The organism is Streptomyces sp. NPDC090088, assembly GCF_044747345.1.
Lineage (GTDB): Bacteria > Actinomycetota > Actinomycetes > Streptomycetales > Streptomycetaceae > Streptomyces.
In genome coordinates this window covers 1,441,947-1,468,803 of the sequence record NZ_JBIVDZ010000002.1, presented here as the reverse complement: position 1 = coordinate 1,468,803, position 26,857 = coordinate 1,441,947, and the positions used below count along the sequence as shown (strand labels likewise).

24 protein-coding genes and 1 pseudogene are annotated in these 26,857 nt (G+C 69.6%); 1 reads left to right on the top strand and 24 read right to left on the bottom strand.

Annotated features, from left to right (window positions below):
• Positions 1-20 precede the first annotated feature (20 nt).
• From ACIPSJ_RS15385 to ACIPSJ_RS15295, 19 genes and pseudogenes are all read right to left on the bottom strand, one after another.
• Complete coding sequence (locus tag ACIPSJ_RS15385) at positions 21-416, bottom strand: hypothetical protein (protein ID WP_401346036.1); 396 nt, start codon at positions 414-416, stop codon at positions 21-23.
• The gene (locus ACIPSJ_RS15380; RefSeq protein WP_401346035.1) at positions 413-2,497 is read right to left on the bottom strand and encodes a hypothetical protein; all 2,085 of its coding nucleotides are present in this window, start codon (positions 2,495-2,497) and stop codon (positions 413-415) included. The genes ACIPSJ_RS15385 and ACIPSJ_RS15380 overlap by 4 nt, the downstream gene beginning before the upstream one ends.
• Positions 2,488-4,389: a hypothetical protein gene (locus tag ACIPSJ_RS15375; protein WP_401346033.1), complete on the bottom strand. Its 1,902-nt coding sequence runs from the start codon at positions 4,387-4,389 to the stop codon at positions 2,488-2,490. Before ACIPSJ_RS15375 ends, ACIPSJ_RS15380 begins: the two co-directional genes overlap by 10 nt.
• The gene (locus tag ACIPSJ_RS15370; RefSeq protein WP_401346032.1) at positions 4,386-5,657 is read right to left on the bottom strand and encodes an integrase; all 1,272 of its coding nucleotides are present in this window, start codon (positions 5,655-5,657) and stop codon (positions 4,386-4,388) included. The genes ACIPSJ_RS15375 and ACIPSJ_RS15370 overlap by 4 nt, the downstream gene beginning before the upstream one ends.
• Before the next feature lie 417 nt (positions 5,658-6,074).
• Positions 6,075-7,634 (bottom strand): serine/threonine-protein kinase, encoded by a 1,560-nt coding sequence (locus tag ACIPSJ_RS15365; protein ID WP_401346031.1) that lies wholly within the window; start codon positions 7,632-7,634, stop codon positions 6,075-6,077.
• Between the two features lie 136 nt (positions 7,635-7,770).
• Positions 7,771-8,871, bottom strand: a pseudogene (locus tag ACIPSJ_RS15360) (YifB family Mg chelatase-like AAA ATPase); the annotation flags it as partial.
• A gap of 1 nt (position 8,872) precedes the next feature.
• A complete protein-coding gene (locus ACIPSJ_RS15355) occupies positions 8,873-9,244 on the bottom strand; it encodes a YraN family protein (RefSeq protein WP_355726813.1) in 372 nt (123 codons plus the stop codon).
• A gap of 132 nt (positions 9,245-9,376) precedes the next feature.
• Positions 9,377-9,685, bottom strand: coding sequence for a DUF2469 domain-containing protein (locus ACIPSJ_RS15350; RefSeq protein ID WP_008745401.1), 309 nt, complete (start codon positions 9,683-9,685; stop codon positions 9,377-9,379).
• 56 nt (positions 9,686-9,741) lie between these two features.
• Positions 9,742-10,248, bottom strand: a complete 507-nt coding sequence (locus tag ACIPSJ_RS15345; RefSeq protein WP_359215919.1) for an NUDIX hydrolase — start codon at positions 10,246-10,248, stop codon at positions 9,742-9,744.
• The gene (gene lepB / locus ACIPSJ_RS15340) at positions 10,238-11,035 is read right to left on the bottom strand and encodes a signal peptidase I (RefSeq protein WP_401346026.1); all 798 of its coding nucleotides are present in this window, start codon (positions 11,033-11,035) and stop codon (positions 10,238-10,240) included. The genes ACIPSJ_RS15345 and lepB (ACIPSJ_RS15340) overlap by 11 nt, the downstream gene beginning before the upstream one ends.
• A gap of 91 nt (positions 11,036-11,126) precedes the next feature.
• On the bottom strand, positions 11,127-12,134 hold the full coding sequence (lepB, locus tag ACIPSJ_RS15335; RefSeq protein WP_355726807.1) for a signal peptidase I: 1,008 nt from the start codon (positions 12,132-12,134) through the stop codon (positions 11,127-11,129).
• Entirely contained in the window at positions 12,025-13,113 is a 1,089-nt protein-coding gene (lepB, locus tag ACIPSJ_RS15330; RefSeq protein ID WP_359215913.1) for a signal peptidase I, read from the bottom strand. The genes lepB (ACIPSJ_RS15335) and lepB (ACIPSJ_RS15330) overlap by 110 nt, the downstream gene beginning before the upstream one ends.
• Positions 13,106-13,801, bottom strand: coding sequence for a signal peptidase I (gene lepB / locus ACIPSJ_RS15325; protein WP_355726804.1), 696 nt, complete (start codon positions 13,799-13,801; stop codon positions 13,106-13,108). Before lepB (ACIPSJ_RS15325) ends, lepB (ACIPSJ_RS15330) begins: the two co-directional genes overlap by 8 nt.
• A 47-nt stretch (positions 13,802-13,848) precedes the next feature.
• Positions 13,849-14,199 carry a 50S ribosomal protein L19 gene (rplS, locus tag ACIPSJ_RS15320; RefSeq protein ID WP_123973848.1) on the bottom strand — a complete coding sequence of 117 codons (351 nt, stop codon included), beginning with the start codon at positions 14,197-14,199 and terminating at the stop codon, positions 13,849-13,851.
• 136 nt (positions 14,200-14,335) lie between these two features.
• The gene (gene trmD, locus ACIPSJ_RS15315) at positions 14,336-15,169 is read right to left on the bottom strand and encodes a tRNA (guanosine(37)-N1)-methyltransferase TrmD (RefSeq protein WP_355726802.1); all 834 of its coding nucleotides are present in this window, start codon (positions 15,167-15,169) and stop codon (positions 14,336-14,338) included.
• Positions 15,169-15,711: a ribosome maturation factor RimM gene (rimM, locus tag ACIPSJ_RS15310; RefSeq protein ID WP_359215903.1), complete on the bottom strand. Its 543-nt coding sequence runs from the start codon at positions 15,709-15,711 to the stop codon at positions 15,169-15,171. The genes trmD and rimM overlap by 1 nt, the downstream gene beginning before the upstream one ends.
• A gap of 112 nt (positions 15,712-15,823) precedes the next feature.
• Positions 15,824-16,063: an RNA-binding protein gene (locus tag ACIPSJ_RS15305; RefSeq protein ID WP_005479813.1), complete on the bottom strand. Its 240-nt coding sequence runs from the start codon at positions 16,061-16,063 to the stop codon at positions 15,824-15,826.
• Positions 16,064-16,068: 5 nt separating this feature from the next.
• The gene (gene rpsP, locus ACIPSJ_RS15300; RefSeq protein ID WP_123973851.1) at positions 16,069-16,488 is read right to left on the bottom strand and encodes a 30S ribosomal protein S16; all 420 of its coding nucleotides are present in this window, start codon (positions 16,486-16,488) and stop codon (positions 16,069-16,071) included.
• Positions 16,489-16,774: 286 nt separating this feature from the next.
• The gene (locus ACIPSJ_RS15295; RefSeq protein WP_093498845.1) at positions 16,775-17,371 is read right to left on the bottom strand and encodes a hypothetical protein; all 597 of its coding nucleotides are present in this window, start codon (positions 17,369-17,371) and stop codon (positions 16,775-16,777) included.
• A gap of 565 nt (positions 17,372-17,936) precedes the next feature.
• Between ACIPSJ_RS15295 and ACIPSJ_RS15290 the strand changes: the two genes are divergently transcribed.
• On the top strand, positions 17,937-18,794 hold the full coding sequence (locus tag ACIPSJ_RS15290) for a methyltransferase domain-containing protein (protein ID WP_359215899.1): 858 nt from the start codon (positions 17,937-17,939) through the stop codon (positions 18,792-18,794).
• A 124-nt stretch (positions 18,795-18,918) separates the two neighbouring features.
• On the opposite strand, the gene ftsH is transcribed toward ACIPSJ_RS15290, so the two are convergent.
• The 5 genes from ftsH to ACIPSJ_RS15265 all read right to left on the bottom strand — a co-directional run bounded on the left by ftsH (position 18,919) and on the right by ACIPSJ_RS15265 (position 26,723).
• Positions 18,919-20,862: an ATP-dependent zinc metalloprotease FtsH gene (gene ftsH / locus ACIPSJ_RS15285; protein WP_401346022.1), complete on the bottom strand. Its 1,944-nt coding sequence runs from the start codon at positions 20,860-20,862 to the stop codon at positions 18,919-18,921.
• Positions 20,863-20,911: 49 nt separating this feature from the next.
• Positions 20,912-22,459: a signal recognition particle protein gene (gene ffh / locus ACIPSJ_RS15280; protein WP_355726792.1), complete on the bottom strand. Its 1,548-nt coding sequence runs from the start codon at positions 22,457-22,459 to the stop codon at positions 20,912-20,914.
• A 93-nt stretch (positions 22,460-22,552) separates the two neighbouring features.
• On the bottom strand, positions 22,553-25,012 hold the full coding sequence (locus ACIPSJ_RS15275; protein ID WP_401346019.1) for a [protein-PII] uridylyltransferase: 2,460 nt from the start codon (positions 25,010-25,012) through the stop codon (positions 22,553-22,555).
• 35 nt (positions 25,013-25,047) lie between these two features.
• Entirely contained in the window at positions 25,048-25,386 is a 339-nt protein-coding gene (locus ACIPSJ_RS15270) for a P-II family nitrogen regulator (protein WP_355726789.1), read from the bottom strand.
• Positions 25,383-26,723 carry an ammonium transporter gene (locus tag ACIPSJ_RS15265; protein WP_359215888.1) on the bottom strand — a complete coding sequence of 447 codons (1,341 nt, stop codon included), beginning with the start codon at positions 26,721-26,723 and terminating at the stop codon, positions 25,383-25,385. Before ACIPSJ_RS15265 ends, ACIPSJ_RS15270 begins: the two co-directional genes overlap by 4 nt.
• Between the last annotated feature and the right edge of the window lie 134 nt (positions 26,724-26,857).

Sequence of the window (26,857 nt, the reverse complement as noted above, 5' to 3'; positions counted from 1 at the left end):
TGCGCCCACCGGCTGGTCGATCATTCGTGGGAGCGGTAGTCAGAGAGTCGGACGACGCCGCTGAACGCGGCCAGCTCGTTCCGCATCTTCCTGTTCTCGATGGTCAGCAGCCGGATGTAGTCCTCGTAGATGTGGACGTGGCGGGTGAGCTCATCCTTCTCTCGGCGGAGTCGGGCGATGGTCTCTCGGTCGGTGAGCTCCCTGCGTGGTTGCGGTTGTCGGATGCGTCGTGCTGCGTCCCGTGACAGGAAATCGGTGACGGCGGGGCCGAAGTCGCGGTAGAGGGTCTGACGTTGGACGCCGAGCCTGTTCGCAAGAGCGGTGACGGTGGCGGCTTTCCCGTTCCGGGCGGCCTGGGCCAGAATGCCTTCGACGGCCTCGGCGACCGTCGCGGTGGTCAGCGTGTGTTTCCTCATGTCGAGGCGTCCGCGGGTTCGAGGACACCAGCCCGGGTGAGGAAGGCCTGGATTTCAGCGCGGTCTTCTTCGAGGCGGACACGAACGCGCGGTGCCAGCGCGTCCGAGGCTTGGAGTCGTGCGTCCAGTTCGGCCAGGCGCTGGAGCCATGCCTGGGCGTTGGAGTCGGTCAAGGCGACGTTGCGGCAGGTCAGGGGCTTGCACTGGCCAGGGTCGGGGTTCATGTCCTTCTCTCCGGGCAGGCGGCAGAGCCGGCGGTTGGGGTTGTCGGTGCAGGTGACGAATCGGCCGGGATAGATCCGGGGGTCGTTTCGTTCCATGAGCTTCTTCATCTGGTTGTCGTCGGGCGTCTTGCCGAGGAAGCGGACGCGGTCGCCGAACTTGTCCAGGCGGACGCGGGCTTCGTCGGCGGAGGGGCCGCGGAGACGTTCGTGCTCGTGGCGGTCGACCATCAGAGAGAGCCCTTCGCCTCGGGCCAGCAATGCCTCCTGCTGGGCTTCGGCTCGGAACCCGGACTTGGAGGTGCCGGCATATCCCTCGAACATCTGGATGCTGAGATGGCGGTATTGGATGGCGCCGGCGATGCTGCCGCCGGGGCGGCGGCCGATGAACCAGGCCAGGGTCCGGCGGAACTGGGCCGTGCTGAGCCGCCAGGGACGTCTGCTGACGTCGGGAATGTGGTCGGTGCGGCCGTGCTGGCGGCAGTAGTCGTTGATCCAGGTGACCATCAGGTTGAGGTCATTGTTGGTGGCCTTGGTCGTCTTCGCCTCGGTGGTGCGGGGCGCCTTGTGGGAATGGGAGCTGGGCGGGACCGCGAACAGCCAGCGCTGCCGCTTGGGCTGAAGCCGATCGAGGACTTCGACGGCCCTGGCGACGGGACGGCCGACGACCCAGGTGGCCTCGACTCCGAGCGGGGTGCCCTCGCCCTTGAAGGCCATGCTGATGATCTTGCGGCGGGTGATCTTGCCGGTTCGGTCCGCGTCAGTGGTCAGGCAGCCGCGGCGGATGTGCTTGACCTCGCTGTCTCTCATGCCGGAGAGGTAGGCGATGAGGGTGTAGGCGGCTGCGGTCAGGATACGGACGAGGACGACCAGGTCCTCGTCGTAGGAGATCCGCTTCAGCCAGGGCTCGCCGTCGAGCAGACCGCGGATCTCGGTCCGCAGGTAGGTCGAGTCGTCGACGCCGACGTCCTCGCGGGCCTGTTCGATCAGCCCCCAGGAAGCAGGGGCCATCAGCGACTGCCGGTCGCAGTCGACCTCACGGGCCAGATGGCGAATGTTGATCCCGTGCTGCCCCTCGGTGCCGCCGGGCAGCGGTCGCCGGTCTGCCTGGTATCGCCGCATGAGAGCGGCAAGCCGACGGCGGGCGCCATGGCCGCTGTGCGAGTCACGGCGGGTCTTCTTCTGCAGGGCAAGCCATTCGTCCTGGGCGGCGAGGATGTCGTCGGCGAAGTCATCGACGAACCTGAGCGACCAGACCACCAGAGGGCTGATGACCTGTTCGGGGATGCGCGGGTTGGCGTTCTCCCGCCTGCGCGCGCGGGAGTTGTCCTCGTTCCAGTCGTCCTCCAGCCGATCCGGATCGACAGGGATGTGATCGTCTGCGAGGTGTTCCCGCCAGGTCCAGAGCAGGCGGACGGAGCGACGATGGTTGGCCCGCTGTTTGGCTGAGGAGACCGTAGCCAGCAGGTGTTTCTGGAACTGGCAGAGGTCCACGGGGGTGAGGGAGGAGAAGCGGTCGTGGTGCTGCGGGTCCAGCCAGTCGAGGAATTCCTTGAAGGCCTGGAAGTAGCCGTGGATGGTCACCACCCCCAGCTGCCGTTCCCCGGCCGGGGGCTTGTTGTTCAACAGGGCGTAGAACAGCACTTTGACCGCGGGCCGGAAGCGGGCCGGGATGGCCGGGAAGTTCAGGATCAGCGAGGCCTGCTGACGCTGGTGCAGCACCGGTGCCAGCCGCCAGACGTCGTCGCAGAAGCGCGAGGTGTCGCTGCGGCGGAAGCCGGAGCGAAGGCGACGCCTTCCCAGGACGAAGGCGTCCGGGCCGACGGGTGTGTCGGGCAGGGCACGTTGGGTCAGACCCATGTGGTGTCCTCCTCGCCGGGGCCGTCGAGGAGAGCAAGAACCCGGTCTGGGGGTTTGGCCGCCTCGGCGGCGGCCCGCTCCTGCGGAGTGAACCGGGGCAGGATGTCCTCGTTGATGGCCAGCCAGGCCTGTCCGAAGCGGCGCCACCATGTCTCGCGGTCGGTGCCCTCCCAGAGGTCAGCGAGTTCGTCGAGGAGGGCGAGCTGAGCGGGCAGGTGGCTAGCAGTGGAGACCGCGTTGCGGCAGGCGAAGCAGGTCAGGAACGAATCGCGGCAGTCATCGGTGGTCTTGGTGCAGGCCGCGAACGCGGTGTCCCTGTCGCCGTCGAGGACCTCGCGGACCGTGTCCTCGTCCAGGCCGATGTCGGCAGCGGCGGTGCCCGCGTGCCGGCGAGCTTCGTCGACCGGGCCGGTGAGGACCTTCAGCTCACCGGTCGCTTTGCGGGCCTGCCGGTAGGCAGTGCGGGCAGCGTCCTCGGCGTCCTCCAGGGCTTCGGTGACCACGTCCCCGGCCCAGTCCTGGACGTCCGGGTCGCCGGCAAGGTAGTTGCGGAAGAGGACGTCCTGGGTGTTCGAACGGGTCGAGGACGGCAGGTGTCCACCCGCGGCCCGGGTGTTGATCCGGTCCAGCGTGGTCTTGAGCCGGTTCAGATCGAGGACGAAATCCGGAAGGTCACGCAGTTCGGGCCGTGTCTTGACCCAACCGGTCAGGGTGGAGGTGAAGTTGAGTCGGATATCGAAGGGGTTCTTGTGGCCGCCGGTGAGGTCCTTGCCATTCATCGTCCCGTTCGTCCAGACCGACCAGATCAGTGGTGACCGACTGGACTGGCGGCCGCGGCGGGTCAACCGTTCGCAGAACAGGTAGTAGCCGCCCGCAGTCTTGAGCCGGTCGCTCTCGCGGCCGACGTCCCAGGTCACCTCCTCGAACCAGCGATCGGCCCCGCGGCGGCGCTTGACGATCTCCAGGGCGACTGCCTGTCCGTCGAGGAGCCGATGCTCGACGGGAAGTTCCTTGATCGTTTCCGCGTTGCGTCCGGTGACGGCGACCCCGAACACGACCAGCGGGATGATGTCGTCGTGGGTGAGGAACAACTGCCGTGCAGTCCGCACCCGGGCCGCGTTGTTGGGTAGGTTCGCCGATCGCCAGTTGTCACTGCGCTGCGGGAAGCGCGGGATGCGGCCGGTGCGGGCGATCTCGGCGAGTTCCGCCCCGCGGTTGAGTTCCTCCCAGGTCAGCTGGGTAGGATCGCTCTCGAAGCGGGCCAGCAGCCTCTCGCCTTCACGGATGCGCTGGTAGATGTCGATGACCGAGCTGCGGGCCGCGGTCACGATCTTGTGGAACGTCGCGTCGTCGTAGCCGGGCTTGCTCCGGACCCTGCGCCGGTCGACCCGCTCGACCTGCCAGATCGCATCCAGGACCTCGGGCCGCAGCTGGTGCGCGGGAATCTTCCGCAGCAGGGAGTGCACCAGCTTGAAGTGCTCGAACGTCGACCGGTCGCTCATCCCCGCCTGGACGTGCATCCGGTAGCGCTTGAGCTGGGCACCCGTCAGCCGGGACAGGTTCCGCGGCGGACGGGGCAGGGAGCCCAGGAACCGCACCAGGCGCCGAATGACGGTCCACTGGCCGTTGGCGCTGGCGACGGTGTTGAGCTGGTTCTTGCCGAAGCGTGCCGCGAACGCGCGGGCCAGATCCTCGTGGAGCTCGGGCAGGGGAAGTCCCTCGAAGGAGAACACCGCCGTGCGGTGGTCCTTGCCCGCGAAGTGGACGACGATCCCGCCGGCGGCCAGAGCCTCGACCACGGGGGGCGGCTCGTAGATGTCGTCCGGCTGGACTGCACCGCGACCGGGCGCCGTCCTTGGCGCTGGCAGCAGGGTGTCCGGGCCGTCGGTCATGCCCACTCCTCCGCCAAGAAGCTGTCCTCGTTCCAGGCATCCTCGATCGTGCGGCATTCCTCGGCCTCCACGGCCTTGGCCATCTCCGCCAGGTATTGCCGGTCGGGGTGTTCCCAGAGGTCGGGAACCAGCAGCAGACGGGTCTCCATCTCCAGTTCACGCAGGGTGTGGAGGTATTGCTGGGTGGTCTCCAAGCTCGCGTGACCGAGCCTGATGCGGACCCAGTCCAGCGGGTCGCCCCAGATCATCCGGTAATGACGGCGCTGAGCAGGTTCCATCTGCGCCAGCGACTCCAGATGAGCTCGCTGAAGCTGTTCCAAGGTCACCACGGCGAAGCTGTGCCGCAGGGCATGCGGATGGCAGTGAATCTTCACCCCGAGCCGACGGCAGCGGCGGCTGGCCTCCCTGAACACCCACTTCCAGGCGTGGAGCGTCAGCGGCATGCCATCCTCGGCGAGCCAGAGTGCGGCCGGCTCCAAGCCGTGCTCGGTGCGGGTGAACAGCCGCAGCCTCTCCTCGGCGTCCAGGTCCGCGACCTGGTGCCACTCCTCGCCCATGCGGACCCGGTCGGTCCCCGGCTCCACGATCAGCTTGTCCTCGACCACCTCGTAGCGGCCCGCGGCCTGGGCCCGGGCCACCGCGTCGGCCCGGTCGATCTCGACGTAGTCCACGATCGAGCGCAGGCCGCCGTCAGGGACGTAGATGTCGCGGCCAGACCCGCCCTTGGCGATCTCCTCCGGCAGCCAGAACCGGTAGTAGGCGCTCAGCCCGTCGTGGTCGGGCAGTTCGAACAAGGTCAGTGCCGACTGTTCCTCCAGCCGCAGCCCAGTGCGGACCATCAGATCGCTGTAGGCGGCGTTCCGGGCCGTGCGCTTGCCCCGGAAAGCCGGGTCCTTCACCCCCGACGGCAGGTAGCCGCGGATCCCGATGTCCCGCCAGGTGCGGTATTGCTCCGGGGTCAGCCAGACGACCTTCTTGCGGCGGGCGTTCGGCCGCTTGTCCGCCGCTGTTTCCTCCGTCTCCCCGCCCTTGCGGCGACGCCTGCTCGATTCACCCTGCCGGTGCCGGCGGGGACGTTGCTCGATGGGGTTCTCGTCCGTGTACTTGCGTCGAGGACCGCAGGCCCACTTGTAGAAGCCGTCGGCCATCGTCACCGCGTGGTTCCAGGACGAGCCGAGCAGCCTCGATCCCTTCGGGTCGTCGCACCGCCAGAACTCGTAGACCTCCCGGTCCCGAACCGTGGCATCGCGCCATCCGCGGGGCCGCACGATTACCTGGGAATCTGTCCCCTCTGCCCCTGTCAGGACGGGCGGCCGGTGGTTCCAGAGGAAGTCGCAGAACGTACGCATCTCCCGCGCGGAGCCCCACTGCGTATGCCGAGAGGCGCCGGCCATCCGAGCCGAGGTCCAGTGACCGTTCATCTCGACGTCGTATGTGGCGTCGGGCGCGATCAGGAACGGCGTGTTCTCAGCGATCCCCTCGGCATCCAGCCAGGCAGCCATCTCCGTCGTGTCGCAGGATTCCAGCAACTCCTGCAGGAGGGGCCGAGGTTCACGAGGAAGCCGACGTCTGCGCCGTGTCACGCCCATACGCCACTTGATTCGTTCCTGCTTCACGTAGAGCAGAACGATGTTCGGCGCGAGTGGACACTGTCCACCACGACATATCGCTCCAGAACCTCTTTGTCAGGATGCCAGGAGGTTCACGCCGCGTGCCTTGATGACCTTGATGCCCTCGTTGAGGAGGGGGTGCAGTGAGCGCTGGACGAAGTCGTTGATGGCCCAGGTCACGTCGTGAGTTTCAGCAGCCTGGAGGGCTTCGAGAGCCACGAGAGCGGTTTCCGCGTCGCGGATGGGCTGCAAGATGTTGGCGAGTACGCCCTGGACGTGCCAGCGGTTGTGTGAGCGGCCCAGTTCGGGCAGCGTGCCAACGGTCAGCCGCAGGATCTCGTTGTCGTTGGTCGTCTGGACCGTCCGTCGGCAGAAGTCGGCGAGCACGTCACAGTAGGTGAACGGGAAGTCACGGTGGTTGACGTAGGAGCAGAAGTTCTCGTAGACGGCGAGGAAGCCGGGGCTGTCGTTCTGCCAGGCGAAGGCGATGGTCTCAGCCGTCATGCCGGTCAGTACTCGCTGGACCTCGTACTGGGCCACGTCGTCCTTTGGATCTACGCGCTGTGCCCAACTGACGAATTCCTCGACGGCGATGGCGTCGACGCCCGGGGTCTGCATCCTGGCCATGAAGGTGTTGGCGACGTCCTCCGGTGACCGCCAGGTGATCTTGTCCGCTTCAAGGGCGCGCTCGATCGCATCCATGAGCTTCGCCGGCGTCTCATACCGCTTGTCGTGCCGGGCGGTCGCACGAAGGATCACCGGGCGGAGCGGTCCGTTCTTGATCGAGTCGTCGGAGATCGGCAGTTCGCCGGTCAGCAGGTGCTGAAGGATCTTCCCCAGTGAGTAGACGTCCGCCCGGGCGTCGGCGTCCTTCGGACGCATCAGCTGTTCGGGGGCGGCGTAGACACCGGTGCCGAGGCCCTGCCGAAGGGTGGAGGTAAGGGCTTTGCTCATCAGCTCGCTCTCGCGGGCGAGACCGAAGTCGCTGATCGCCCACCCTCCAGCGGCAGTCCGAAGGATGTTGGCGGGCTTCAGATCGCGGTGGAGGATCCCGGTCTTGTGGACGTACGTCAGTCCCGCGCAGAGCTGCCGCATCACGTCGGCGATCGCAGCAAGGTTGTCCTTGAACTCGGCGATGACGTCCAAGAGGCTGCCGGTCGCGAGTGGCATCGCGTACCAGATCTCATCACGACCGCTGCAGTCCCCCTGCGCAAGTACAGGGATCACGTTCTGATGCGACAGGCCGGTCTGGAACCGCAGCTCCCGCTTGAAACGGTGCACCTCCTCGGTGTCGATGTTATCGACGTCCCGGAGCACCTTCACCGCAACGAGATCGCCCGTCTTGCGGTCGAGAGCTCGGAAGACGTCGGCGAAGCCGCCCGTGCCGATCTGATCCTCAAGCGCGAAACGATCACCGAGGAGCTTCTGCGACTCGGCGGCAGACGGGCGCCCCGCAGACGTCCGCCGGAGTCCTGAACTCATCCACGCAGCTATCTCGTCGAGGTCCCAGATCGGCCCGACCGCGAGATCCGCCACCGGATCCGGGAAGCTACCGCCGCTCCTCAAGATCCCCAGCCGCTGCCGACTGACGCCGAGCAGTTCGGCCACCTCGCTCACGCCACCCAGACGTGCCATGCCCACCTCCAGACAATCGTTGCCCCCACCGCAACAATAGTCATTTCATTGCGCTCGCGTCAATATTTTCCCGTCGCGGTGCCCGCTCCCCCTGGAAGACCCCTGCCTTCCGGTGGACACCGTCCGTCAACGCATAAGCGGCCACCATGAGGAACCTCGCGGGCATCCGCAGTATCCCGGCGGCCCGGGCGACCACGACGTGCCCCGATTCCAGCGGCTGGCGCAGGGCGTCCAGGACGCTGCTGTGGAATTCGGCGGCCTCGTCGAGGAAGAGCACACCGTGGTGGGACAGGGACACCGCTCCCGGGCGCGGCAGGCCGGTTCCGCCGCCGACCAGGGAGGCCATGGTGGCCGAGTGGTGCGGGGCGCAGTAGGGCGCCCTGTCCACGAGGGGATGACCGGGCGGCAGCATCCCGGCCACCGAGTGGACGGCCGTGACCTCCAGGGACTCCTGCCGGCTCAGCTCGGGCAGCAGTCCCGGCAGCCGTTCGGCCAGCATGGTCTTGCCGGCGCCGGGCGGGCCCTTGAAGAAGATGTGATGCCGCCCGGCCGCGGCCACCTCCAGGGCGGCCCGGGCCACATGCTGCCCGGCGACATCCGCCAGATCCGGCGCATGCTCGCCGGTCACCATGCCGGTGCCGAGTCCCATACCGGGGAGGGCCAGCCCCGCGATGAAGGGGTCGGGGCGGATCTCTCCGGGGACGGGCTCCTCGTCGGGCACCGGTTCGTCGGTGAGGACCGCGATCAGCTGCCGCAGGCTGCGGACGCCCAGCACCGACACCCCGGGCACCAGCGATGCCTCCGGCACCGCGCTCTCCGGGACGACCACCTGCTCGTATCCGGCGTCGGCGGCGGCCAGCACGGCCGGCAGGATGCCCCGGACCGGCCGTACCCGGCCGTCCAGGCCCAGCTCTCCGATCATCACGATCTCGGCGAGCACCCGGGGATCGATCCGCTCGGCCGCCCCGAGGACGGCCGCGGCGACCGCCAGATCGAAGCCGCTGCCGCTCTTGGGCACCGACGCCGGACTCAACCCCACCGTCAGCTTCTTCGAAGGCCAGGTCGCTCCCGAGTTGACGACCGCCGCCCGGACCCGGTCCTTGCTCTCCGTGAGGCTCTTGTCCGGGAGCCCCACCAGCGTGAACGCGGCGACGCCGGGTTCCAGGTCGGCCTGGACCTCGACCACCACGCCCTCGACGCCCACCAGGGCCACCGAGCAGGTACGCGCGAAGCCCATCTCAGGCCACCCCCCGCACGTGCTCGACGACGGGTGCGCCGCGCTGGGGCAGGAGCACACCGACCACGTCGATGCGGACGCCGCCCGGCGGTGCCCCGCCGTGGGCGTGGATCCAGTGTTCGGCGAGGCCGCGCAGCCGCTCCGCCTTCTCCGGGGAGACCGCGGCCATGGGGTGCTCGAAGACACCCGCCCGCCGGGTCTTGACCTCGCAGACGACCAGGACGTCGCCGTCCCGCGCCACGATGTCGATCTCGCCCGTCCTGCCGCAGCGCCAGTTGCGCTCCAGGACCGTCAGACCGGCCTCCGTCAGCCGCCGCGCGGCCAGCGTCTCGCCGTACTTGCCGAGTGCACTGCGTGCCCGATTCGTGTTCATGTCGGCACCACCTCCGGCGCCAACCGTCACGCATCCCCCACCCAGAAGTTGATCTTGGTGAGTTACTCAGCGGTTGTGGACAACTCCGTCACCCGCACGAGCGACCGACCACGACTCCGGTCGCACCCCGGCTCAGCCGCCCGGAAGCTCCAGGTCGGTCTTGTTCAGCTCCTCGATATTCACGTCCTTGAACGTGAGGACACGGACCTGCTTCACGAAACGGGCCGGCCGGTACATGTCCCAGACCCAGGCGTCCGCCATGGACACCTCGAAGAACACCTCGCCCTGGACCGAGTGCACCTGCATCTCGTAGTCGTTGGTGAGGTAGAAGCGCCGTTCGGTCTCGATCACGTATTTGAACAGACCGACGACATCGCGGTACTCCCGGTAGAGCTTCAGCTCCATCTCGGTCTCGTACTTTTCGAGGTCCTCGGCGCTCATGGCATGTTCCCCTTCAGCCGTGCGATCCCACCATTGTGCGCCAGTCCCGCGCGCCCCTAGACGATTTCCGTGTCAAGGGTCACGGGTCCGACGGGGGGACCTTCGTCGAGCAGCCTACGGAACAGCTCGGCGAGTCTGGTCGGATACACCGTCTCATGTGCCCGGGTCAGTTCCTGGCACGTCCACCAGCGTGCTCCGGCGACGCTGCGCCGCTCCAGCTCGGTCAGGCCGTCGGCCCGGACGGACGTCTGCGTCGTACGGGCCAGGTAGTACCACTCGTCCTGGTCCCAGCGGCGGCCGGCGAACGGGAAGGAGCACATCCGCCGCCACAGCACCGGGCCGAGTTCGACCTCCGTGATGCCGGTCTCCTCCGCGAGTTCCCGCAGCGCGGCCTGCTCACGGGTCTCGTCGCCCTCCAGTCCGCCGCCGGGCGTGAACCACCAGTCGTCGGCCCGGTCGTCCGGTTCGTGGCCGTGCAGGAGCAGGATGCGGTCGTCGGGGTCGAGCAGGACCACCCGGGCCACCTTGCGCAGGCCGCCCTCGGACAGCGCCTCAGCGGGCACCGGCGGGCTCCGTACGGTCGGTGCGGCCACGGGTGCGGGAACGGCTCAGCAGGTTCGCGACCGGGCCGTACGCGGCGCCCGCGAGGACCAGCACGGCACCGGCCACGATCATGATCTCGATGGTGCGGATCGGACCCGGCCGGGAGAGGCTGCCCAGGGTCTCGAAGCCGGTCGGACGCTTGAGCATGCCCTTCATCGGCCAGACGATCGAGTCCACCCGGGCGGTCACGGCACTGGTGGCGACCGTGCCCTTCGCCGCGTCCGTGAGGTGGGCGGTGGAGTCCAGGGAGCCCTGGCGCTCGTCGCCGAGGAGGAAGAGCCGGCCCTTGGGCACGGTGACCGACGGGAAGTCCTGGATCTCGGCGAGGCTGCCCGCCGGCAGATACGGCTCGTCGATCTGCTTGCCGTTGACCGTCAGCTTGCCGTCCGTGCAGCAGGAGACCGTGTCCCCGCCGACCGCGACCACCCGCTTGACGACGTCCGCGTTGGTGACCCAGCTCTTGTCGTGGAAGACGACGACGTCACCCCGGCGCACCTCGCTGCCGTCGATCCGCTGGGCGAGGACCCGGTCCCCGGCGTTGATCGTCGGCGTCATCGACCCGGTGGGGACGGTGTACGGCCGGTACACCACCGCGCCCCAGGCGAATCCCCCGAGGAACAGCACGATGCCCAGCGCGACGGCGATCCCGGACAACCGATGTCCGAGCCTGCTGCCGGTCTGCGCCGTGCCCGTGCTGGTGCCCGCACCGCTGCGCGGGGCCGTACGTATCGTGCTCTCGCCACCCATGAGGCCGCACCCTACCCGGCGGTACCGGGCAGGGGCAGCCCTTCTCCGGCGCCCTTGGTCACAAGCTCCCCAAGGGTTTCACATGTGCCGGTTACCGCTTCTCGAACTTGGACCCGACCCGCTCGCCCCGCCGGCGGCGCCACACCGCGACCGGCAGGACGGCCGCGACGGCCACACCCTGCGGGGCCACCGAGAGGGAGGCGGCGGCGGACGACTGCGTGTTGATGCCGGACTGGTCGAAGGTGTCCGGGACCGGCAGCGTGCCCCAGCGGTTGATCGGCCAGGCCTTGACGATGGCGCGGCCGACGACCTCCTTCACCGGGACCATGCCGTGGTGCTTGTCCGACTGGTTGTAGCGCGAGTCGCGGGAGTTCTGGCGGTGGTCGCCCATCACCCAGATGTAGCCCTTGGGCACCTTCACCGTGAACTGGCCGCCCTGGTCGTCGACGCTGCACGGGGTGTTGCCCGGGTACACATAAGGCTCGTTCAGCGCATGGCCGTTGACCATGAGCGGGCCGCTGCCCTTGCAGGAGACGGTGTCGCCGCCGACGCCGATGACCCGCTTGATGAGGTCCTTCTCCTGGGCCGACGGCATCAGGCCGATCCAGCTGAGGAAGGTCTGGACCGCGTTCGGCTGGGCGGTGGGCTCGCCCGCCAGCCAGTCGTCCGGGTCGTGGAAGACCACGACCTCGCCCCGCTCCGGCTTGGAGCCGAACCACGGGGTGAGCTTGTCGACCAGGACGCGGTCACCCTGCTGGAGGGTGTTCTGCATCGAGTCCGAGGGGATCGAGAACGCCTGCACCAGGAACGTCTTGATCAGCAGCGCCAGCACCAGCGCGATACCGATCAGGATCGGCAGCTCCTTCCAGAAGGAGCGGGGCTTCTTCGGCGCGGGCGCCGCCGAGTCGCCCGGCTCCCCGTCCCGGCCGCCGCCCGCGCCGCCGGAGGACAGCACGTCCGCCGGACCGCCGTCCTTGGCCGCGCCGGTGTCATTCCCGGAGGTCAGACCGCTGTCTGCGCTGGGGACATTCTCCTCGGGGCGCCCGCTGTGCTCCTCGCCGTCGTGTCCCGACCGTGCGCCAACCGCCACATCCCCCACGCCAGCTCCTTACTCTGTGCCGCCGCCCGCGCCATCCCCGGCGCAGGCCCACCACTCCCATAACGAGCGGGAGTTCCGCAGGGGTCGGGAGTTGGATGTATCCGTTCGGATCGTCGGAGGCAACCCTATGCGACACCTGGGGGGACGCGGTCGACCCCGACACAGAGTCAGAAACGCTTGCGAAGGTTTTAGGTTCATCGAGCGAGGCCCAGTGGCCGAACGGCCAGCCGATCCACTTGGCCCGGCCCACCACGTTGCTCACCGGGACCGTGCCGCCGTAGTCGGTGTCCTGGTGCGCCCGGGAGTCGGCCGAGTTGCCCCGGTGGTCGCCCATCACCCAGAGCCGGCCCTGCGGCACGGTGATGTCGAACTCCTGGGTGGACGGCGCGTTCCCGGGATACAGGTAGGCGCCCTCGGTCAGCGGTACGCCGTTGACGGTCACCCGGCCCTGCGAGTCGCAGCACTTGACGTGGTCGCCGCCGACCCCGATGACCCGCTTGATGAGGTCCTTCTCGTTCGCGGAGGGCAGCAGCCCGATGAAGGTGAGCCCTTCCTTGACCTGTTTGACGCCAACCGGGTCGTTCGTCTTGGTGGTCTGCTCGTCGGCCAGCCAGCCGCCCGGGTCGTGGAAGACGACGACGTCCCCGCGGTGCGGCTGCCACCCGAACCAGGGGGTGAACTTGTCGACGAGGACGCGGTCGCCGATCCGGATCGTCTGCTCCATGGAGCCCGAGGGGATCACGAAGGCCTGGACGAGGAAGGTCTTCAGCACGAGCGCTATCAGGACGGCCACCCCGACCAGCAGCGGTACCTCCCGCATCGCGCCGCGCCGGCGCTTGCGCTTCACCTTGCGCTGCAGCTGGCGCCGCTCCGCGCGGCTCCGGCCGCCGGACGGGCTGGCGGCGCGCCGGGCCCCGGTGGGCAGCAGGGTGGAGACGGCGTCGGTGGGCACGCCGCGCGGTTTGCCGCGGTTACCCATGGGCCGCTCCCGCCGCCGGCACGCGCGCGTAGGCGGCGGGACGGGTGAGGCGGGTCCAGTGCGCGTACGGCCAGACGATCCAGTCGGCCCGGCCGATGACCTTCTTGACGGGGATCATGCCGCCCCCGGGCGAGCCGAGGTGGTCGCGGGAGTCGCTGGAGTCGCTGCGATGGTCACCAAGGACGAAGATCCTCCCGCCGGGGACGACGACGTCGAAGGGGACCGTGGAGGGGGTGTCCCCCGGATAGAGGAACGCGGTCTCGTCGACCGACCGGCCGTTCACTTCGATCCTCCCCTTCTTGTCGCAGCAGACCACATGGTCTCCTCCCACACCGACAACGCGTTTGATGTAGTCGGCGTCCCCGAAATACCCGGCTCCGTCGAACACGACGACATCGCCGCGGCGCGGCTCGGCACCGAAACCGTACGCCAACTTATTTACGAGAACGCGGTCTCCGATCCTCAATCCCTGTTCCATGGATCCGCTGGGAATCTGGAATGGTTGCGCCACGAAAGTGTTGAGGACGAGCAAAAACGCCAGGCAGGTGAAGAGGGTCAGGGTGATCCGGCCGCCTGGCAGCCAGTCGGTGACCCGGGTCAGCAACGCGAAACGCGACCGGCCCTCCACAGCCCCTGGTTCGGGGCAGGAGGAGCGGTCGCGCTCCGTCGGCTGTGCTTCGGTGTCCATCGGGGCCCGATGCTATCCGGCCCCGATGAGAATCCCGTCGCGCGAGATCAGCGCTCGCGCTTCTCCTTGATCTTCGCGGCCTTACCGCGCAGGTCGCGCAGGTAGTAGAGCTTGGCGCGACGCACGTCACCACGGGTGACGAGCTCGATCTTCTCGACGATCGGGGTGTGCACCGGGAAGGTGCGCTCGACGCCGACGGAGAAGGAGACCTTGCGGACCGTGAAGGTCTCGCGGACACCGCTGCCCTGGCGGCGGATCACAACGCCCTTGAACTGCTGCACACGGGAGCGGTTGCCCTCGATGACGCGGACGTGGACGTTGACGGTGTCACCCGGGCGGAAGGCCGGGACGTCGCTGCGCAGCGACGCGGAGTCGACGGTGTCGAGCAGGTGAGACATTTCGTCTGCTTTCCTCGCTGATGCCACAGGTCATCAACGGAAACTAGGTGTTCCATGAGGTCTGCCGTGCGGGTCGGGGCGGGCGTCGTGTCCCCCTGCGGCAGGGGCGCACGCCGGACGGACGCACAACAGCGACCTATTCTTCCACGCCCTCTGGCCTGCGCCAAAATCGGCCGTGGGGGGCGCCCTCCGGGTCCGGGGCCCAGCCCAGGATGGAGAGCATCTCGCGGTCCTTCTTGTCGAAGCCCTTGGGGTCGCAGCGCTCGATCAGGTCGGGCCGGTGGGCGGTGGTCCGCTTCAGGGCCTCGTCCCGGCGCCAGCGGGCGATCTTGCCGTGGTGGCCGCTGACCAGCACCTCGGGGATGTCCCGGCCGCGCCAGACGGGCGGCTTGGTGTAGACGGGGCCCTCCAGGAGGTTCGCCATCGCGCCGGGCGCGAAGGAGTCGTCCCGGTGCGACTCGGCGTTGCCGAGGACGCCGGGCAGCAGCCGCGCCACGGCCTCCGTGATCACCAGTACGGCCGCCTCGCCGCCGGCGAGCACGTAGTCGCCGATGGACACCTCGTACACCGGCATCCGGGTGGCGTACTCGTCCATGACCCGCCGGTCGATGCCCTCGTAGCGGGCCGGTGTGAAGATCAGCCAGGGCCGCTCGGAGAGCTCGACCGCGAGTTCCTGGGTGAAGGAGCGGCCGCTGGGGGTGGGGACGATCAGCGCGGGGGCGTGCGAGCCGGTCTCGTAGCCGTCGGCGAGCGCGGAGTCGAGGGCGTCGCCCCAGGGCTCGGTCTTCATGACCATGCCGGGGCCACCGCCGTACGGGGTGTCGTCCACGGTGTTGTGCCGGTCGTAGGTCCATTCGCGCAGGTCGTGCACATGGACGTCGAGCTGTCCACGCGCGCGTGCCTTGCCGACCAGCGAGACGTTCAGCGGTTCCAGGTACTCGGGGAAGATCGTGACGACGTCGAGGCGCATTACGACTCGTCCCGAGAAGAAGCGATCTCCGCCTGGTCGTCGATCAGGCCGGGCGGGGGCGCGACGACCGCCTTCTGCTCCTCCAGGTCGATCTCGACGACGATCTCCTCGACGAAGGGGATCATCACCTCGCTGCCGTCGGGGCGCTCGACGATGAACAGGTCCTGGGACGGCAGGTGCGAGATCTCGGTGATCCGGCCGACCTCGGTGCCGTCGACGGTGACCACGTCCAGGTCCATGAGCTGGTGGTCGTAGTACTCGTCCTCGCCCTCGGGCAGTTCCTCCGGGTCGATCTCGGCGATCAGGAGGGTGTTGCGCAGGGCCTCGGCGCCGGTGCGGTCCTTGACGCCCTCGAAGCGCAGGAGCAGGCGGCCGCTGTGCACGCGGCCCGTCTCGATGGTGAGCGGTCCCACGCCGGCGGGATCGGTGGCGAGTACGGCGCCCGGCCCGAGCCTGAGCTCCGGTTCGTCGGTACGTACCTCCACGGTGACCTCGCCCTTGATGCCGTGGGCGCGGCCGATCCGTGCGACTACGAGCTGCACTGTGCCTGTTCTCCTGTCATCTCCTGCTCGGCCTGCTCTGCCTGCTCATACGACTGCGGGCCGGGGACAGCCGGTTACGGCCCTCCCCGGCCCGAGCCGGTTGCGATAAGCGTCAGCGGACGTGGTCGACGTCGACGAGGTCGACGCGGACTCCGCGACCGCCGATGGCGCCCACGACGGTGCGCAGGGCACGCGCGGTGCGGCCGTTGCGGCCGATCACCTTGCCGAGGTCGTCGGGGTGCACCCGGACCTCCAGCACGCGTCCACGGCGCAGGTCGCGCGAGGCGACCTGCACATCGTCGGGGTTGTCGACGATGCCCTTCACGAGGTGCTCAAGCGCCTCTTCGAGCATGCTGCTCAGGCCTCGGTCGACTCGGACTCAGCCGCGGCCTCGTCCTTCTTCTCAGCCTTCTTCTTCTGGGTGATCGCCTCACCCTTGCCCTCGTCGTCACCGCCGAGCGCCTCGAACGACGGACGCGTGGCCTTCGGAGCGGCCACGAGCAGCGGAGCCGGGGCGGGCTCGCCCTTGAACTTCTGCCAGTCGCCGGTCTTCTTCAGGATGGCGAGCACGGGCTCGGTCGGCTGGGCGCCGACGCCGAGCCAGTAAGCGGCGCGCTCGGCGTCCACCTCGATGACCGACGGGTTGTAGGTCGGGTGGTACTTGCCGATCTCCTCGATCGCACGGCCGTCACGGCGGGTGCGGGAGTCGGCGACGACGATGCGGTAGTGAGGCGAACGGATCTTGCCCAGACGCTTCAGCTTGATCTTGACTGCCACGGGAGTGGGTTCTCCTGGTTTTGACGTGGTTGGGCACGGCGAGACTGCCGCGTGGGGTTGCGGTACCCGAGTGCCCGATGGACGCGTCAGCCGGAGGAGAGAGGGGTCCTGTGCGGCTGTCGAGTACAGCTAGCCATTGTGCCACACCCTGCGGGTCGCTCCGTCCGGCGGCCGTACGAGGGCACACCGGAAGCGCACCCGGCGTGGAGGTGGTTACGTCGGGTGCGCCGACCGGCGTCACGGCGCGGCGATGGCTACGGCTGCCACGAGCAGTCGTCCGCCGGAGTCACGCCGCTCCGACGACCTCCGGGATGCGGAACGGCTTGCCGCAGCCGCCGCACACGATGGGGGCCTGGGCCAGGACCGACGGGACCACCCGGACGTTGCGGCCGCAGTCGCACACCGCCTTGACCCGGACGCCGCCGCCGGACGAACCGTGGCGGGCGGCCGGGCCGCGGAAGGTGCGCGAGGTGTCGGCGGAGGTGGCCACCGTGTGCGCCTTGAGAGCGCGCTGCAGTCTCTCGATGGTCGGGCGGTAGCGGCGCTTGGCCTCGGGGTTGAGCGTGACCAGCGAGAAGCCGCTGCTGGGATGCGGCTCGTCGGGGTGGTCCAGGCCCAGCTCCTCGGCGATCGCGAGGAATCTGCGGTTGTGGTAGCGGCCGGCCCGGGAGGTGTCGCGGACTCCGCGGGAAGCGGCGATGCCGTGGACTGCCTCATGGAGCAGCCGTTCGAAGGAGAGCTCGTGACCGCACGCGGACGACGACTCCCCGATCAGGGACTCTGGCGCGGCAAGGTCGGGCAGCTCGGGGTGGTACCGCTGAATGTCGGCCCACGCCTCTGCCAGCTCTGCGGCGAGAACAGGTGGTGTCTGTGTCGTGCTCACGTAATGACAACGAGCGGGGGTGCCGCTGTGTTCCTATTCCGGGCCATCCCAAATAATTTGCACGTACCCGTCAGTTGCCGCTGATGCGTGGAGACGAGTACGGGTGCGCTGATCTGCGGAGAAGCCTCACAGCTCGTACCAAGCCGGTGCGTAGTCTGACGTACGACCCGACGCGTACTCCCGGCCCGGACGCCGGGGAGGCTGTGGTCGGCGGAGGCGCAAGAGGCGTTTCGGTCGCTCTCGTGGCGGAGGACGCTACCCCGGTCAGCGTCGCCGAGGGCCCCGACGTTACTCCGGAGCCCGTCGTCGTCCGGCGCCGGGCCGGTCCCCCGGGGCGGCCGACCATGGCCAGAACCGCCGTGTCACGGGTCCGATGGTAGAGCCCCACGTTGCCGGGATGTGAAATCTCGCCACAGTCACAGCGCCCGCACAAGCCGGGACCCGCGACCCCTGGACGCCATCGCGAGCCCGGAGTTATGTGGCATAGGTGGGAAGTGCGAGCGCACGGCACGGGGGCCACGGAATCGGTCAGTGCGTAACTCTCGGCGGATTGGGGCGCTTACCTATGACACCTACGCTCGTGCGGCAGCACCGGTCTCACGCGGACTCGACCCCCCGCGTGAACCTGTGGGCACGCGCGCGTGACTGGTCCGAGATCCAGGAGCGGATGCTGGTCCCGCTCTACGAGACCGTCCACGAGCGACTCGAAGTGGGCCCCGCCACCCGGCTGCTCGGCCTGCGCTGCGGTTCCGGTCTCGCCCTGCTGATGGCGGCGACCAGAGGGGCCGCGGTCACCGGTGTCGACTCCTCCCCCGAACGCCTCGCCCTCGCCCGTGAGCGCCTGCTGCCCGACCCGGCCCCGGGCGCCCGCTCGCGCGGCGCCGCCCGGATCGTCGAGGGCACGCCCGGGGACCTGGCGGGCGCGCGGCCACCGGCGTACGACCTGATCACCGCCTTCGACCCGATCGGCTGCCTGGCCGGCGACTCCGAGGGGCTCGCCGGCCTGCTCGCCGAGGCGACGCCGCTGGCGCGGCACGGGGCGGCCGTGGTGCTGGTCGGCTGGGGTCCGCCGGAGCGCTGTGCGACCTCGTCCGTGCTGCGGGTGGCCGCGAAATTGGCCGATCCTTTGCGCAGTACGAACACGTGGCGTCCGGCCCGCCGGGACGATCTGGAGGAGGTCGCCGAGCGGGCGGGGCTGCGGATCGACGGTTCGGGGCGGGTCTCCTGCCCGTTCGGGTACGCCGACGCGGACAGCGCGGTACGGGGGCTGCTGTCGACGGGGCTGTTCGACGCGGCGATCGCGGCGACCGACCAGGAGCAGGTCGGCAAGGAGCTGGCCGAGGCGCTCCACCCGCACCAGCGGCCGGACGGCACGGTGTGGATGCCGAACGTGTTCCGGTACCTGGTCGCGCGCGTGCGCTGACGCTCCGCTGAGGGGGCCGCCTCCTTGAGGGGGGTACCGCCGTCGTTCGTCTGCGGCGCCGTCGTGGCTGGTCGCGCAGTTCCCCGCGCCCCTACGGGGCGCTACAGCTGAGGCGTTTGGACGGTCAGGACTCGTCCAGGTCCTTGGTCAGGCGGGTGATTCCCGCGATGCGGTAGGCGTCCGCCTCCTCCAGGGTCTCGTTCTCCAGGAGGGCCTGGGCGAGGGCGTCCAGCTGGCCGCGGTGGTCGCGGAGTTTGCGGCGGGCCTCCTCGTAGCACTCGTCGACGATCCGGCGCATCTCGGTGTCGATGGCGTCGAGGGTCTGGGGGGCGGCGGCGAGGCCGTAGGCCTGCTGGGCGTCGCTGGGGAGGGCGGAGAGGCGGCCGACCTCCTCGCTCATGCCCCAGCGGGAGACCATGCCGCGGGCGATGCCGGTGACCTGCTCCAGGTCGCTCTCCGAGCCGGTGGTGATCACGCCGTAGACGACCTGTTCGGCGGCCATGCCGCCGAGGGCGCCGATGATCCGGCCGCGCAGGTACTCCTCGGTGTACGCGTACTTGTCGGCGTCCGGCGTGGAGAGTGTGACGCCGAGGGCGCGGCCGCGCGGCACGATGGTGATCTTGCGGACCGGGTCGGCGCCGGGCTGCAGCATGCCGAGCAGGGCGTGCCCGCTCTCGTGGTAGGCGGTCCTGCGCCGTTCCTCCTCGGGCATGACCAGGGGCCGTTCGGCACCGAGCTGGACCTTCTCCAGGGCCTCCGAGAGGTCGGACTGGGTGACCTTGTCCTGCTTGCGCTTGACGGCGAGGAGGGCGGCCTCGTTGGCGAGGTTGGCCAGTTCGGCGCCGGTCATGCCGGGGGTGGTGCGGGCGACCTGGGCGAGGTCGACGCCCTCGGCGAGCGGGATCTGGCGGGTGTGGATCTGGAGGATGGCCTCGCGGCCGGTGCGGTCGGGGGGCGAGACCTGGACGACCCGGTCGAAGCGGCCGGGGCGGGTGAGCGCCGGGTCGAGGATGTCGGCGCGGTTGGTGGCCGCGATGACGATGACGCCCTCGGAGCCGGAGAAGCCGTCCATCTCGGTGAGGATCTGGTTGAGGGTCTGTTCGCGCTCGTCGTGGCCGCCCATGGAGGCGCCGCCGCCGCGGGCCCGGCCGATGGTGTCGATCTCGTCGATGAAGATGATGGAGGGGGCGACCTTGCGGGCCTCGGCGAACAGCTCCCGCACGCGTGAGGCGCCGACGCCGACGATCATCTCGATGAACTCGGAGGCCGAGGCGGAGAAGAACGGCACCCCCGCCTCGCCGGCGACGGCCCGCGCGAGCAGGGTCTTGCCGGTGCCGGGCGGGCCGGCGAGCAGCACACCGCGCGGCATCTTGGCGCCCATCTTCCGGTAGGCGTCGGGGTTCTTCAGGAAGTCGACGACGTCGTTGAGCTCGCCCTCGACCTCGTCGATGCCGGCCACGTCCTCGAAGGTGGTCCGCTGCTGTCCGGGCTCCAGTTCGACCGGCTTGGGCGGCGCCTTGCGGCCCAGCATGCCGCCCGCGCCGCCGAGCCCGGCGCTCATCCGGCGGGCGATGAAGACCCACACCGCGACCAGGATGATGATCGGCGCCAGTGAGATCAGCAGATTGGCGAGAAAGCTGCGGTGCTGGACGACCGGCTCGGCGGTGACCGTCACGTTGTGCTTGGTCAGGCTGGTCCAGAGGTCGTCGCCGGCGAACGAGGGGCGCTCGGTGTTGAACTTGGTGTAGTTCCCGCCGCCCTCGGGGTTCTTCTGCTCCTTCTTGAGCTGGCCCTGGATCGAGTCACCCTTGGCGTAGATCTTCTCGACGTTGCCCGCGTCCACCTGCTTGCTGAACTCGGTGTACGAGACGGTCGGCTCGTTCGCCTCGTCGAAGTAGGACAGCACCAGGTTGGCCAGCAGATACACGACCAGTGCCGTGACGATGAGCCGCCACCAGCCACCGTGCATCCGACGCCCGCCGTTCGGCGGCTTCGGGGGCTCCTCGGGAGCCCCCTCGGTACGCCAGGGCTGGTCGGGTGACTTGCGCGGCGGCGCGGGGTTGGTCATATGCGGACCGTACGACACGGACCAACCCCCGGCACCCGCACAGGTGAACTCAGCCCATGAACTTCTTGAACTCGTCCGGCAGCTCGAAGTCCTGAGCGCCCTGCTGCGGCAGGCCGAAGGCGCCGCCCTGGGCCGCGGCCTCGCGGCGCTGGGCCTCCTCCAGCTCCTGCTGCTTGCGCTTCATCGGGTTGCCGGAGCGCTGCTTGCCCTTGGCCTGCTTCGGCTGCTTCTTGGTACGGCCGGGGCCGCCGCCCATGCCCGGCATCCCCGGCATGCCCGGCATCCCGCCGCCCTGGGCCATGCGGGACATCATCTTGCGGGCCTCGAAGAACCGCTCGACGAGTCCCTTGACCGCGCTGACCTCGACACCGGAACCCTTGGCGATACGGGCGCGGCGGGAGCCGTTGATGATCGTCGGGTCCTGGCGCTCGCCCGGGGTCATCGACTTGATGATCGCGGCGGTGCGGTCGACGTCCCGCTCGTCCAGGTTGTTGATCTGGTCCTTGATCTGGCCCATGCCCGGCAGCATCCCGAGGAGCTTCGAGATGGAGCCCATCTTCCTGACCTGTTCCATCTGGGCCAGGAAGTCGTCCAGGGTGAAGTCCTGGCCCTTCTTGGACGCCAGCTTGGAGGCCATCTTCTGGGCCTCTTCCTGGCTGAACGTCTTCTCCGCCTGCTCGATCAGGGTGAGCAGGTCACCCATGTCGAGGATGCGGGAGGCCATCCGGTCCGGGTGGAACGCGTCGAAGTCGTCGAGCTTCTCGCCGTTCGACGCGAACATGATCGGCTTGCCGGTGACCTGGCGGATGGAGAGCGCGGCACCACCGCGGGCGTCACCGTCGAGCTTGGAGAGGACCACGCCGTCGAAGCCGACACCGTCGCGGAAGGCCTCGGCGGTGGTGACGGCGTCCTGGCCGATCATGGCGTCGACGACGAAGAGGATCTCGTCGGGCGAGACGGCGTCCCGGATGTCGGCCGCCTGCTGCATCAGCTCCTGGTCGATACCGAGCCGGCCGGCGGTGTCCACGATCACGATGTCGTGGACCTTGGCCTTCGCGAACTCGATGGAGTCCTTGGCGACCTTGACCGGGTCGCCGACGCCGTTGCCCGGCTCGGGCGCGTAGACCGCGGCACCGGCGCGCTCGGCGACCACGCTGAGCTGGTTGACGGCGTTGGGGCGCTGGAGGTCGGCGGCGACGAGCAGCGGGGAGTGGCCCTGCTCCTTGAGCCAGTGGGCGAGCTTGCCCGCGAGGGTGGTCTTACCGGCACCCTGGAGACCGGCCAGCATGATCACGGTGGGCGGCTGCTTGGCGAAGCGGAGCCGCCGGGTCTCGCCGCCGAGGATCGTGACGAGCTCGTCGTTGACGATCTTCAGGACCTGCTGGGCCGGGTTCAGCGCCTTGGAGACCTCGGAGCCGAGGGCCCGTTCCTTGACGTTCTTGATGAACGTGCGGACGACCGGGAGGGCCACGTCGGCTTCGAGGAGCGCGATGCGGATGTCCCGGGCCGTGGCGTCGATGTCGGCTTCGCTCAGACGCCCTTTGCCGCGCAGATTCTTGAAGGTCGCTGAAAGGCGGTCGGAGAGAGTGTCGAACACGGCGGCGTCGGTCCTCGGAGTCGGGGGCGGTGAGCGTCTTCCAGGGTATCCGGCCGCGCAAGGAAGTAGTCCCCACCGTGCACGACCGTGCGATCAGCCCCTGAGAGTCTCCTCCAGTTTGCGGGCCACGGAGGCCGCCTCCTCGGCGGGCAGCGGCGCGTGGTCGGTGCCGGTCACGTAGAAGGCGTCGACGGCGTTGGCGCCCAGCGTGCTGACATGGGCGCTGCGCACCCGTACCTCCGCGTCCTCCAGCGCCCGCCCGATGCGGAAGAGCAGGCCGGGGGCGTCCTGGGCGCGTACCTCGAACACCGTGGCGTGCCGGGAGGCCGCGGAGGCCACCGTCACGCGCGGCGGCGGGGCCACCCAGCCCCGGCGCCTCGGGTAGGCCGCGTCCCGTTCGGCGAGGCGGCCGGCGATGTCGAGCGAGCCGTCCAGGGCCCGCACCAGGTCGGCGCGGAGCCGGGCGGCCTGCGGCAGGGAGCCGTACTCGGCCGCGACCCGCCAGTCGAGCAGCAGGACCGTGCCGTCGTCGACGTCGTTCGGCAGTTCCAGGGCGCGCAGCTCGGCGGTGCGGACCGTGAGCCGGTGCATGGCCAGCACGCCGGAGACGGCCGGCAGGACGCCCGGCTGGTCCGGTACGGCGATGAGCAGCTCCACGCCGAGCGGCTCGGGATCGCCGGAGGGCTCGTCCTCGGTCGCCGTCGCCTCGGTCTGGGCGCGCAGGGCGAGGACCGGGCCGCCGGTGCGGAAGGCCTCGATGGCCAGCCGCTCCTGCTCGGCCGTGGGGGCGCCCGGCTCGGGAGCGTCGGTGGTGTCGTCGCCGGCGAGGACCGCCGAGACCCGCTTCACCAGGTCGGCGACGAGGGAGCCGCGCCAGGAGGACCAGGCCGCCGGTCCGGTGGCCAGCGCGTCGGCCTCGGTGAGGGCGTGCAGCAGTTCCAGGGTGCCCTGGGTGCCGACCGCCTCGGCGACCAACCGGACCGTGGCCGGGTCCTCCAGGTCGCGCCGGGTGGCGGTCTCGATGAGCAGGAGGTGGTGGCGTACGAGTGTCGACAGGACCGCCACGTCCGCGCGGTCGAAGCCGATCCGGGCGGCCACGTCCTTGGCGATGATCTCGCCGGCCACCGAGTGGTCGCCGGGCCAGCCCTTGCCGATGTCGTGCAGCAGGGCGGCCACCAGGAGGAGGTCGGGGCGGTGCACGCGGCGGGTGAACTCGGAGGCGCGGACGGCGGTCTCGATGAGGTGCCGGTCGACGGTCCAGATGTGCACGGCGTTGCGCTGCGGCCGGCAGCGCACCCGCTCCCAGTCCGGGAGCAGGCGGGTGATCAGGCCCTCGGCCTCCAGCGCCTCCCAGACGTCCACGGTGGGGCGGCCGGAGCCGAGCAGGGTGACCAGCTGCTCGCGGGCCTCGGCGGGCCAGGGCGTGGGCAGGGGGCGTGCGGTGGTGGCCATACGCCGTACGGCGTGCAGGGAGAGCGGGAGGCCGGCCTGGGCGGCGGCGGCCGCGGCGCGCAGCGGGAGCACGGGGTCGCGTTCGGGGCGGGCGGCGCGGGCGAGCACCACCTCGCCGTCCTGCTCCACCACGCCCTCGGCGAGCGGGGAGCGCTCGGGGACCGGCTTGCCGCCGCCGAGCATGGCGCGCAGCCGCGGGCGGACGGCGCGCGAGCGCAGCACCCGCCCCACTTCGCGCCAGGTGACATCGCTGGCGTACGAGATGACGCGCGCGGACTCGTAGACCTGGCGCAGCAGGGTGTCGGCGTCGAGGAGGTCCAGTTCGGCGGCGACCTGGTCCTGCTCCTGGAGGGCCAGGCGGTCGGTGGCCCGGCCGGTGGTGAGGTGCAGGGCGTCGCGGACGTCGAGGAGGCGGCGGCGGGCGTCGGCGAGGCCCTCGCGCGGGGCGTCGGCCAGCCAGGAGGCGGCGACGGCGCGCAGCGCGGTGGCGTCGCGGAGGCCGCCGCGGGCCTCCTTCAGGTCGGGTTCCAGGAGGTACTGCAGCTCGCCCTGGCGTTCGGCGCGCTCGGCGCACAGCTCCTGGAGTTCGGGAAGACGTTTCGGCGCCTGGTTGCGCCAGTCGGCGAGGATCGCGGTGCGCAGTCCCGAGGTGAGACCGAGGTCGCCGGCGATGTGCCGGGCGTCGAGCAGGCCGAGCTGGACCTTGAGGTCCTCGCCCGCGGTCTTGCGGGCCTCGGCGGGGGTGCGCACGGAGTGGTCGAGGGCCAGGCCCAGGTCCCAGACGGGGTACCAGAGCCGGTCGGCGACCGCGGCGACCGCGCCGGAGTCGCCGCCGTCGTGCAGCAGCAGGAGGTCGAGGTCGCTGCGCGGGGAGAGCTCGCTGCGGCCGTAGCCGCCGACGGCGACCAGGGAGACACCGCCTCTGATGCCTTCGGTGGCCGCCGCGAACAGGCCGGTCAGCCACTCGTCGGTCAGCTCGGCGAGGGCGGTACGGCGCGGCGGCCCGGACCGCGCCCCCTCGGTGAGGAGGCGCAGCCGGGCCGCCGCGTAGCCGCTGGGTCCCGTGTTCTCCGCGTCGTTCCGAACTTCCGTACCCGTCACCCAGCGACTCCTGCCTGTATGCAGATGGTTCTGTTCTACAGCGCGTCCGGGCCGCGCTCGCCCGTGCGGACCCGTACGGCGGTCTCGACCGGGACCGACCAGACCTTGCCGTCACCGATCTTGCCGGTGCGGGCGGCCTTGACGACGACGTCGATCAGCTGCTCGGCGTCGGCGTCGTCGGCCAGCACCTCGATGCGGATCTTGGGCACCAGGTCGACCGTGTACTCGGCACCACGGTAGACCTCGGTGTGACCGCGCTGCCGACCGTAGCCGCTGGCCTCGGTGACCGTGAGGCCCTGGACGCCGAAGGCCTGCAGGGCCTCCTTGATCTCGTCGAGCCGGTGGGGCTTCACGACGGCGGTGATGAGCTTCATGCGTCCACCTTCTTGCTCGTGCCGGCCAGCGACCCTCCGGAGACGGTGCTGACGACACCGCCACCCGCGCCGCTGAAGTCGTATGCAGTCTCGGCGTGCTCGGCCTGGTCGATGCCGGAGACCTCTTCGTCCTCGCTGACCCGCATACCGATGGTCTTGTCGAGGAGGAAGGCGAGGACCGCCGAGGCGACCAGGGAGTAGGCGAGGACCGCGCCGACACCGGCGAACTGCTTCCACAGCTGGGTGAAGGAGTGGTCGCCGTAGAAGACGCCGGTCGCGGTGGACTGGCCCTTGCCGGTGGCGAAGAAGCCGATGAGCAGGGAGCCGATGATGCCGCCGACCATGTGGACGCCGACGACGTCCAGGGAGTCGTCGTAGCCGAACTTGAACTTCAGTCCGACGGCGGCGGCGCAGGCGACACCGGCGATGGCGCCGACGGCGATCGCGCCGAGCGGGGAGACCGCACCACCGGACGGGGTGATGGCGACCAGACCGGCGACCGCGCCGGAGGCGGCGCCCAGGGTGGTGAACGCGCCGTGCCGGATCTTCTCGTAGGCGAGCCAGGCGAGCATGGCGGCGGCGGTGGCGACCTGCGTGTTGACGAACATCAGCGCGCCGACGCCGTCGTCGTTGCCGAGCCAGGAGCCGGCGTTGAAGCCGAACCAGCCGAACCACAGCAGACCGGCGCCGAGCATGACCAGCGGGAGGCTGTGCGGGCGCATCGGGTCCTTCTTGAAGCCGACGCGCTTGCCGATGACCAGGATGACGCCGAGGGCGCCGGCACCGGCGTTGATGTGGACCGCGGTACCACCGGCGAAGTCGATCACACCGAGCTTGTAGGCCCAGCCGTCGGCGCCCCAGACCCAGTGGGCGACCGGGACGTACACGACCGTGAGCCACAGGGCGACGAAGAGCGCCCAGGCCGAGAACTTGACGCGGTCCGCGATGGCGCCGCTTATCAGGGCCGGCGTGATGACCGCGAACATCATCTGGAAGACCATGAAGACGAAGATCGGGATCGTGTAGCCGTCCCAGAGCTCCGTCAGGCCGATGTTGCTCAGGCCCAGCCAGTCGGAGTTGAAGCCGATGAAGCCGTTGCTGGAGCCGAAGGCCAGGGAGAAGCCGTAGAGCACCCACAGGATGGTGACGATCCCGATGCTGATGAAGCTCATCATCAGCATGTTCAGGGTGCTCTTGACGCGGACCATGCCGCCGTAGAAGAAGGCGAGTCCCGGCGTCATGAGCAGCACCAGGGCGGAGCAGATGAGCATGAAGCCCGTGTTCGCGGAGGACAGCTTGGGTGCCTCCGCGGCAAGCGTGATGGCGGCTGATGCCATCGGCGTCTCCTCGTCGGTTGTACGGCCCCGTGCGGGTCGGAGCGTGAGCGGTCCGGTCAAGCGGGGGGTGGGCCGGTTATGCGCCATGAGATTGGCGCAGCGCGGTTTCGGTCGTTGCCCCTCGTTGTTTCGCC

What these genes read in the sequence shown, in the direction of transcription:
- ACIPSJ_RS15385 (WP_401346036.1), bottom strand. Translation starts at nt 416, where the DNA reads ATGAGGAAACACACGCTGACCACCGCGACGGTCGCCGAGGCCGTCGAA.
- ACIPSJ_RS15380 (WP_401346035.1), bottom strand. Translation starts at nt 2,497, where the DNA reads ATGGGTCTGACCCAACGTGCCCTGCCCGACACACCCGTCGGCCCGGAC.
- ACIPSJ_RS15375 (WP_401346033.1), bottom strand. Translation starts at nt 4,389, where the DNA reads ATGACCGACGGCCCGGACACCCTGCTGCCAGCGCCAAGGACGGCGCCC.
- ACIPSJ_RS15365 (WP_401346031.1), bottom strand. Translation starts at nt 7,634, where the DNA reads ATGGCACGTCTGGGTGGCGTGAGCGAGGTGGCCGAACTGCTCGGCGTC.
- ACIPSJ_RS15355 (WP_355726813.1), bottom strand. Translation starts at nt 9,244, where the DNA reads ATGAACACGAATCGGGCACGCAGTGCACTCGGCAAGTACGGCGAGACG.
- ACIPSJ_RS15350 (WP_008745401.1), bottom strand. Translation starts at nt 9,685, where the DNA reads ATGAGCGCCGAGGACCTCGAAAAGTACGAGACCGAGATGGAGCTGAAG.
- lepB (WP_401346026.1), bottom strand. Translation starts at nt 11,035, where the DNA reads ATGGGTGGCGAGAGCACGATACGTACGGCCCCGCGCAGCGGTGCGGGC.
- lepB (WP_359215913.1), bottom strand. Translation starts at nt 13,113, where the DNA reads ATGGGTAACCGCGGCAAACCGCGCGGCGTGCCCACCGACGCCGTCTCC.
- lepB (WP_355726804.1), bottom strand. Translation starts at nt 13,801, where the DNA reads ATGGACACCGAAGCACAGCCGACGGAGCGCGACCGCTCCTCCTGCCCC.
- rplS (WP_123973848.1), bottom strand. Translation starts at nt 14,199, where the DNA reads ATGTCTCACCTGCTCGACACCGTCGACTCCGCGTCGCTGCGCAGCGAC.
- trmD (WP_355726802.1), bottom strand. Translation starts at nt 15,169, where the DNA reads ATGCGCCTCGACGTCGTCACGATCTTCCCCGAGTACCTGGAACCGCTG.
- ACIPSJ_RS15305 (WP_005479813.1), bottom strand. Translation starts at nt 16,063, where the DNA reads ATGCTCGAAGAGGCGCTTGAGCACCTCGTGAAGGGCATCGTCGACAAC.
- ACIPSJ_RS15290 (WP_359215899.1), top strand. Translation starts at nt 17,937, where the DNA reads ATGACACCTACGCTCGTGCGGCAGCACCGGTCTCACGCGGACTCGACC.
- ftsH (WP_401346022.1), bottom strand. Translation starts at nt 20,862, where the DNA reads ATGACCAACCCCGCGCCGCCGCGCAAGTCACCCGACCAGCCCTGGCGT.
- ACIPSJ_RS15270 (WP_355726789.1), bottom strand. Translation starts at nt 25,386, where the DNA reads ATGAAGCTCATCACCGCCGTCGTGAAGCCCCACCGGCTCGACGAGATC.
- ACIPSJ_RS15265 (WP_359215888.1), bottom strand. Translation starts at nt 26,723, where the DNA reads ATGGCATCAGCCGCCATCACGCTTGCCGCGGAGGCACCCAAGCTGTCC.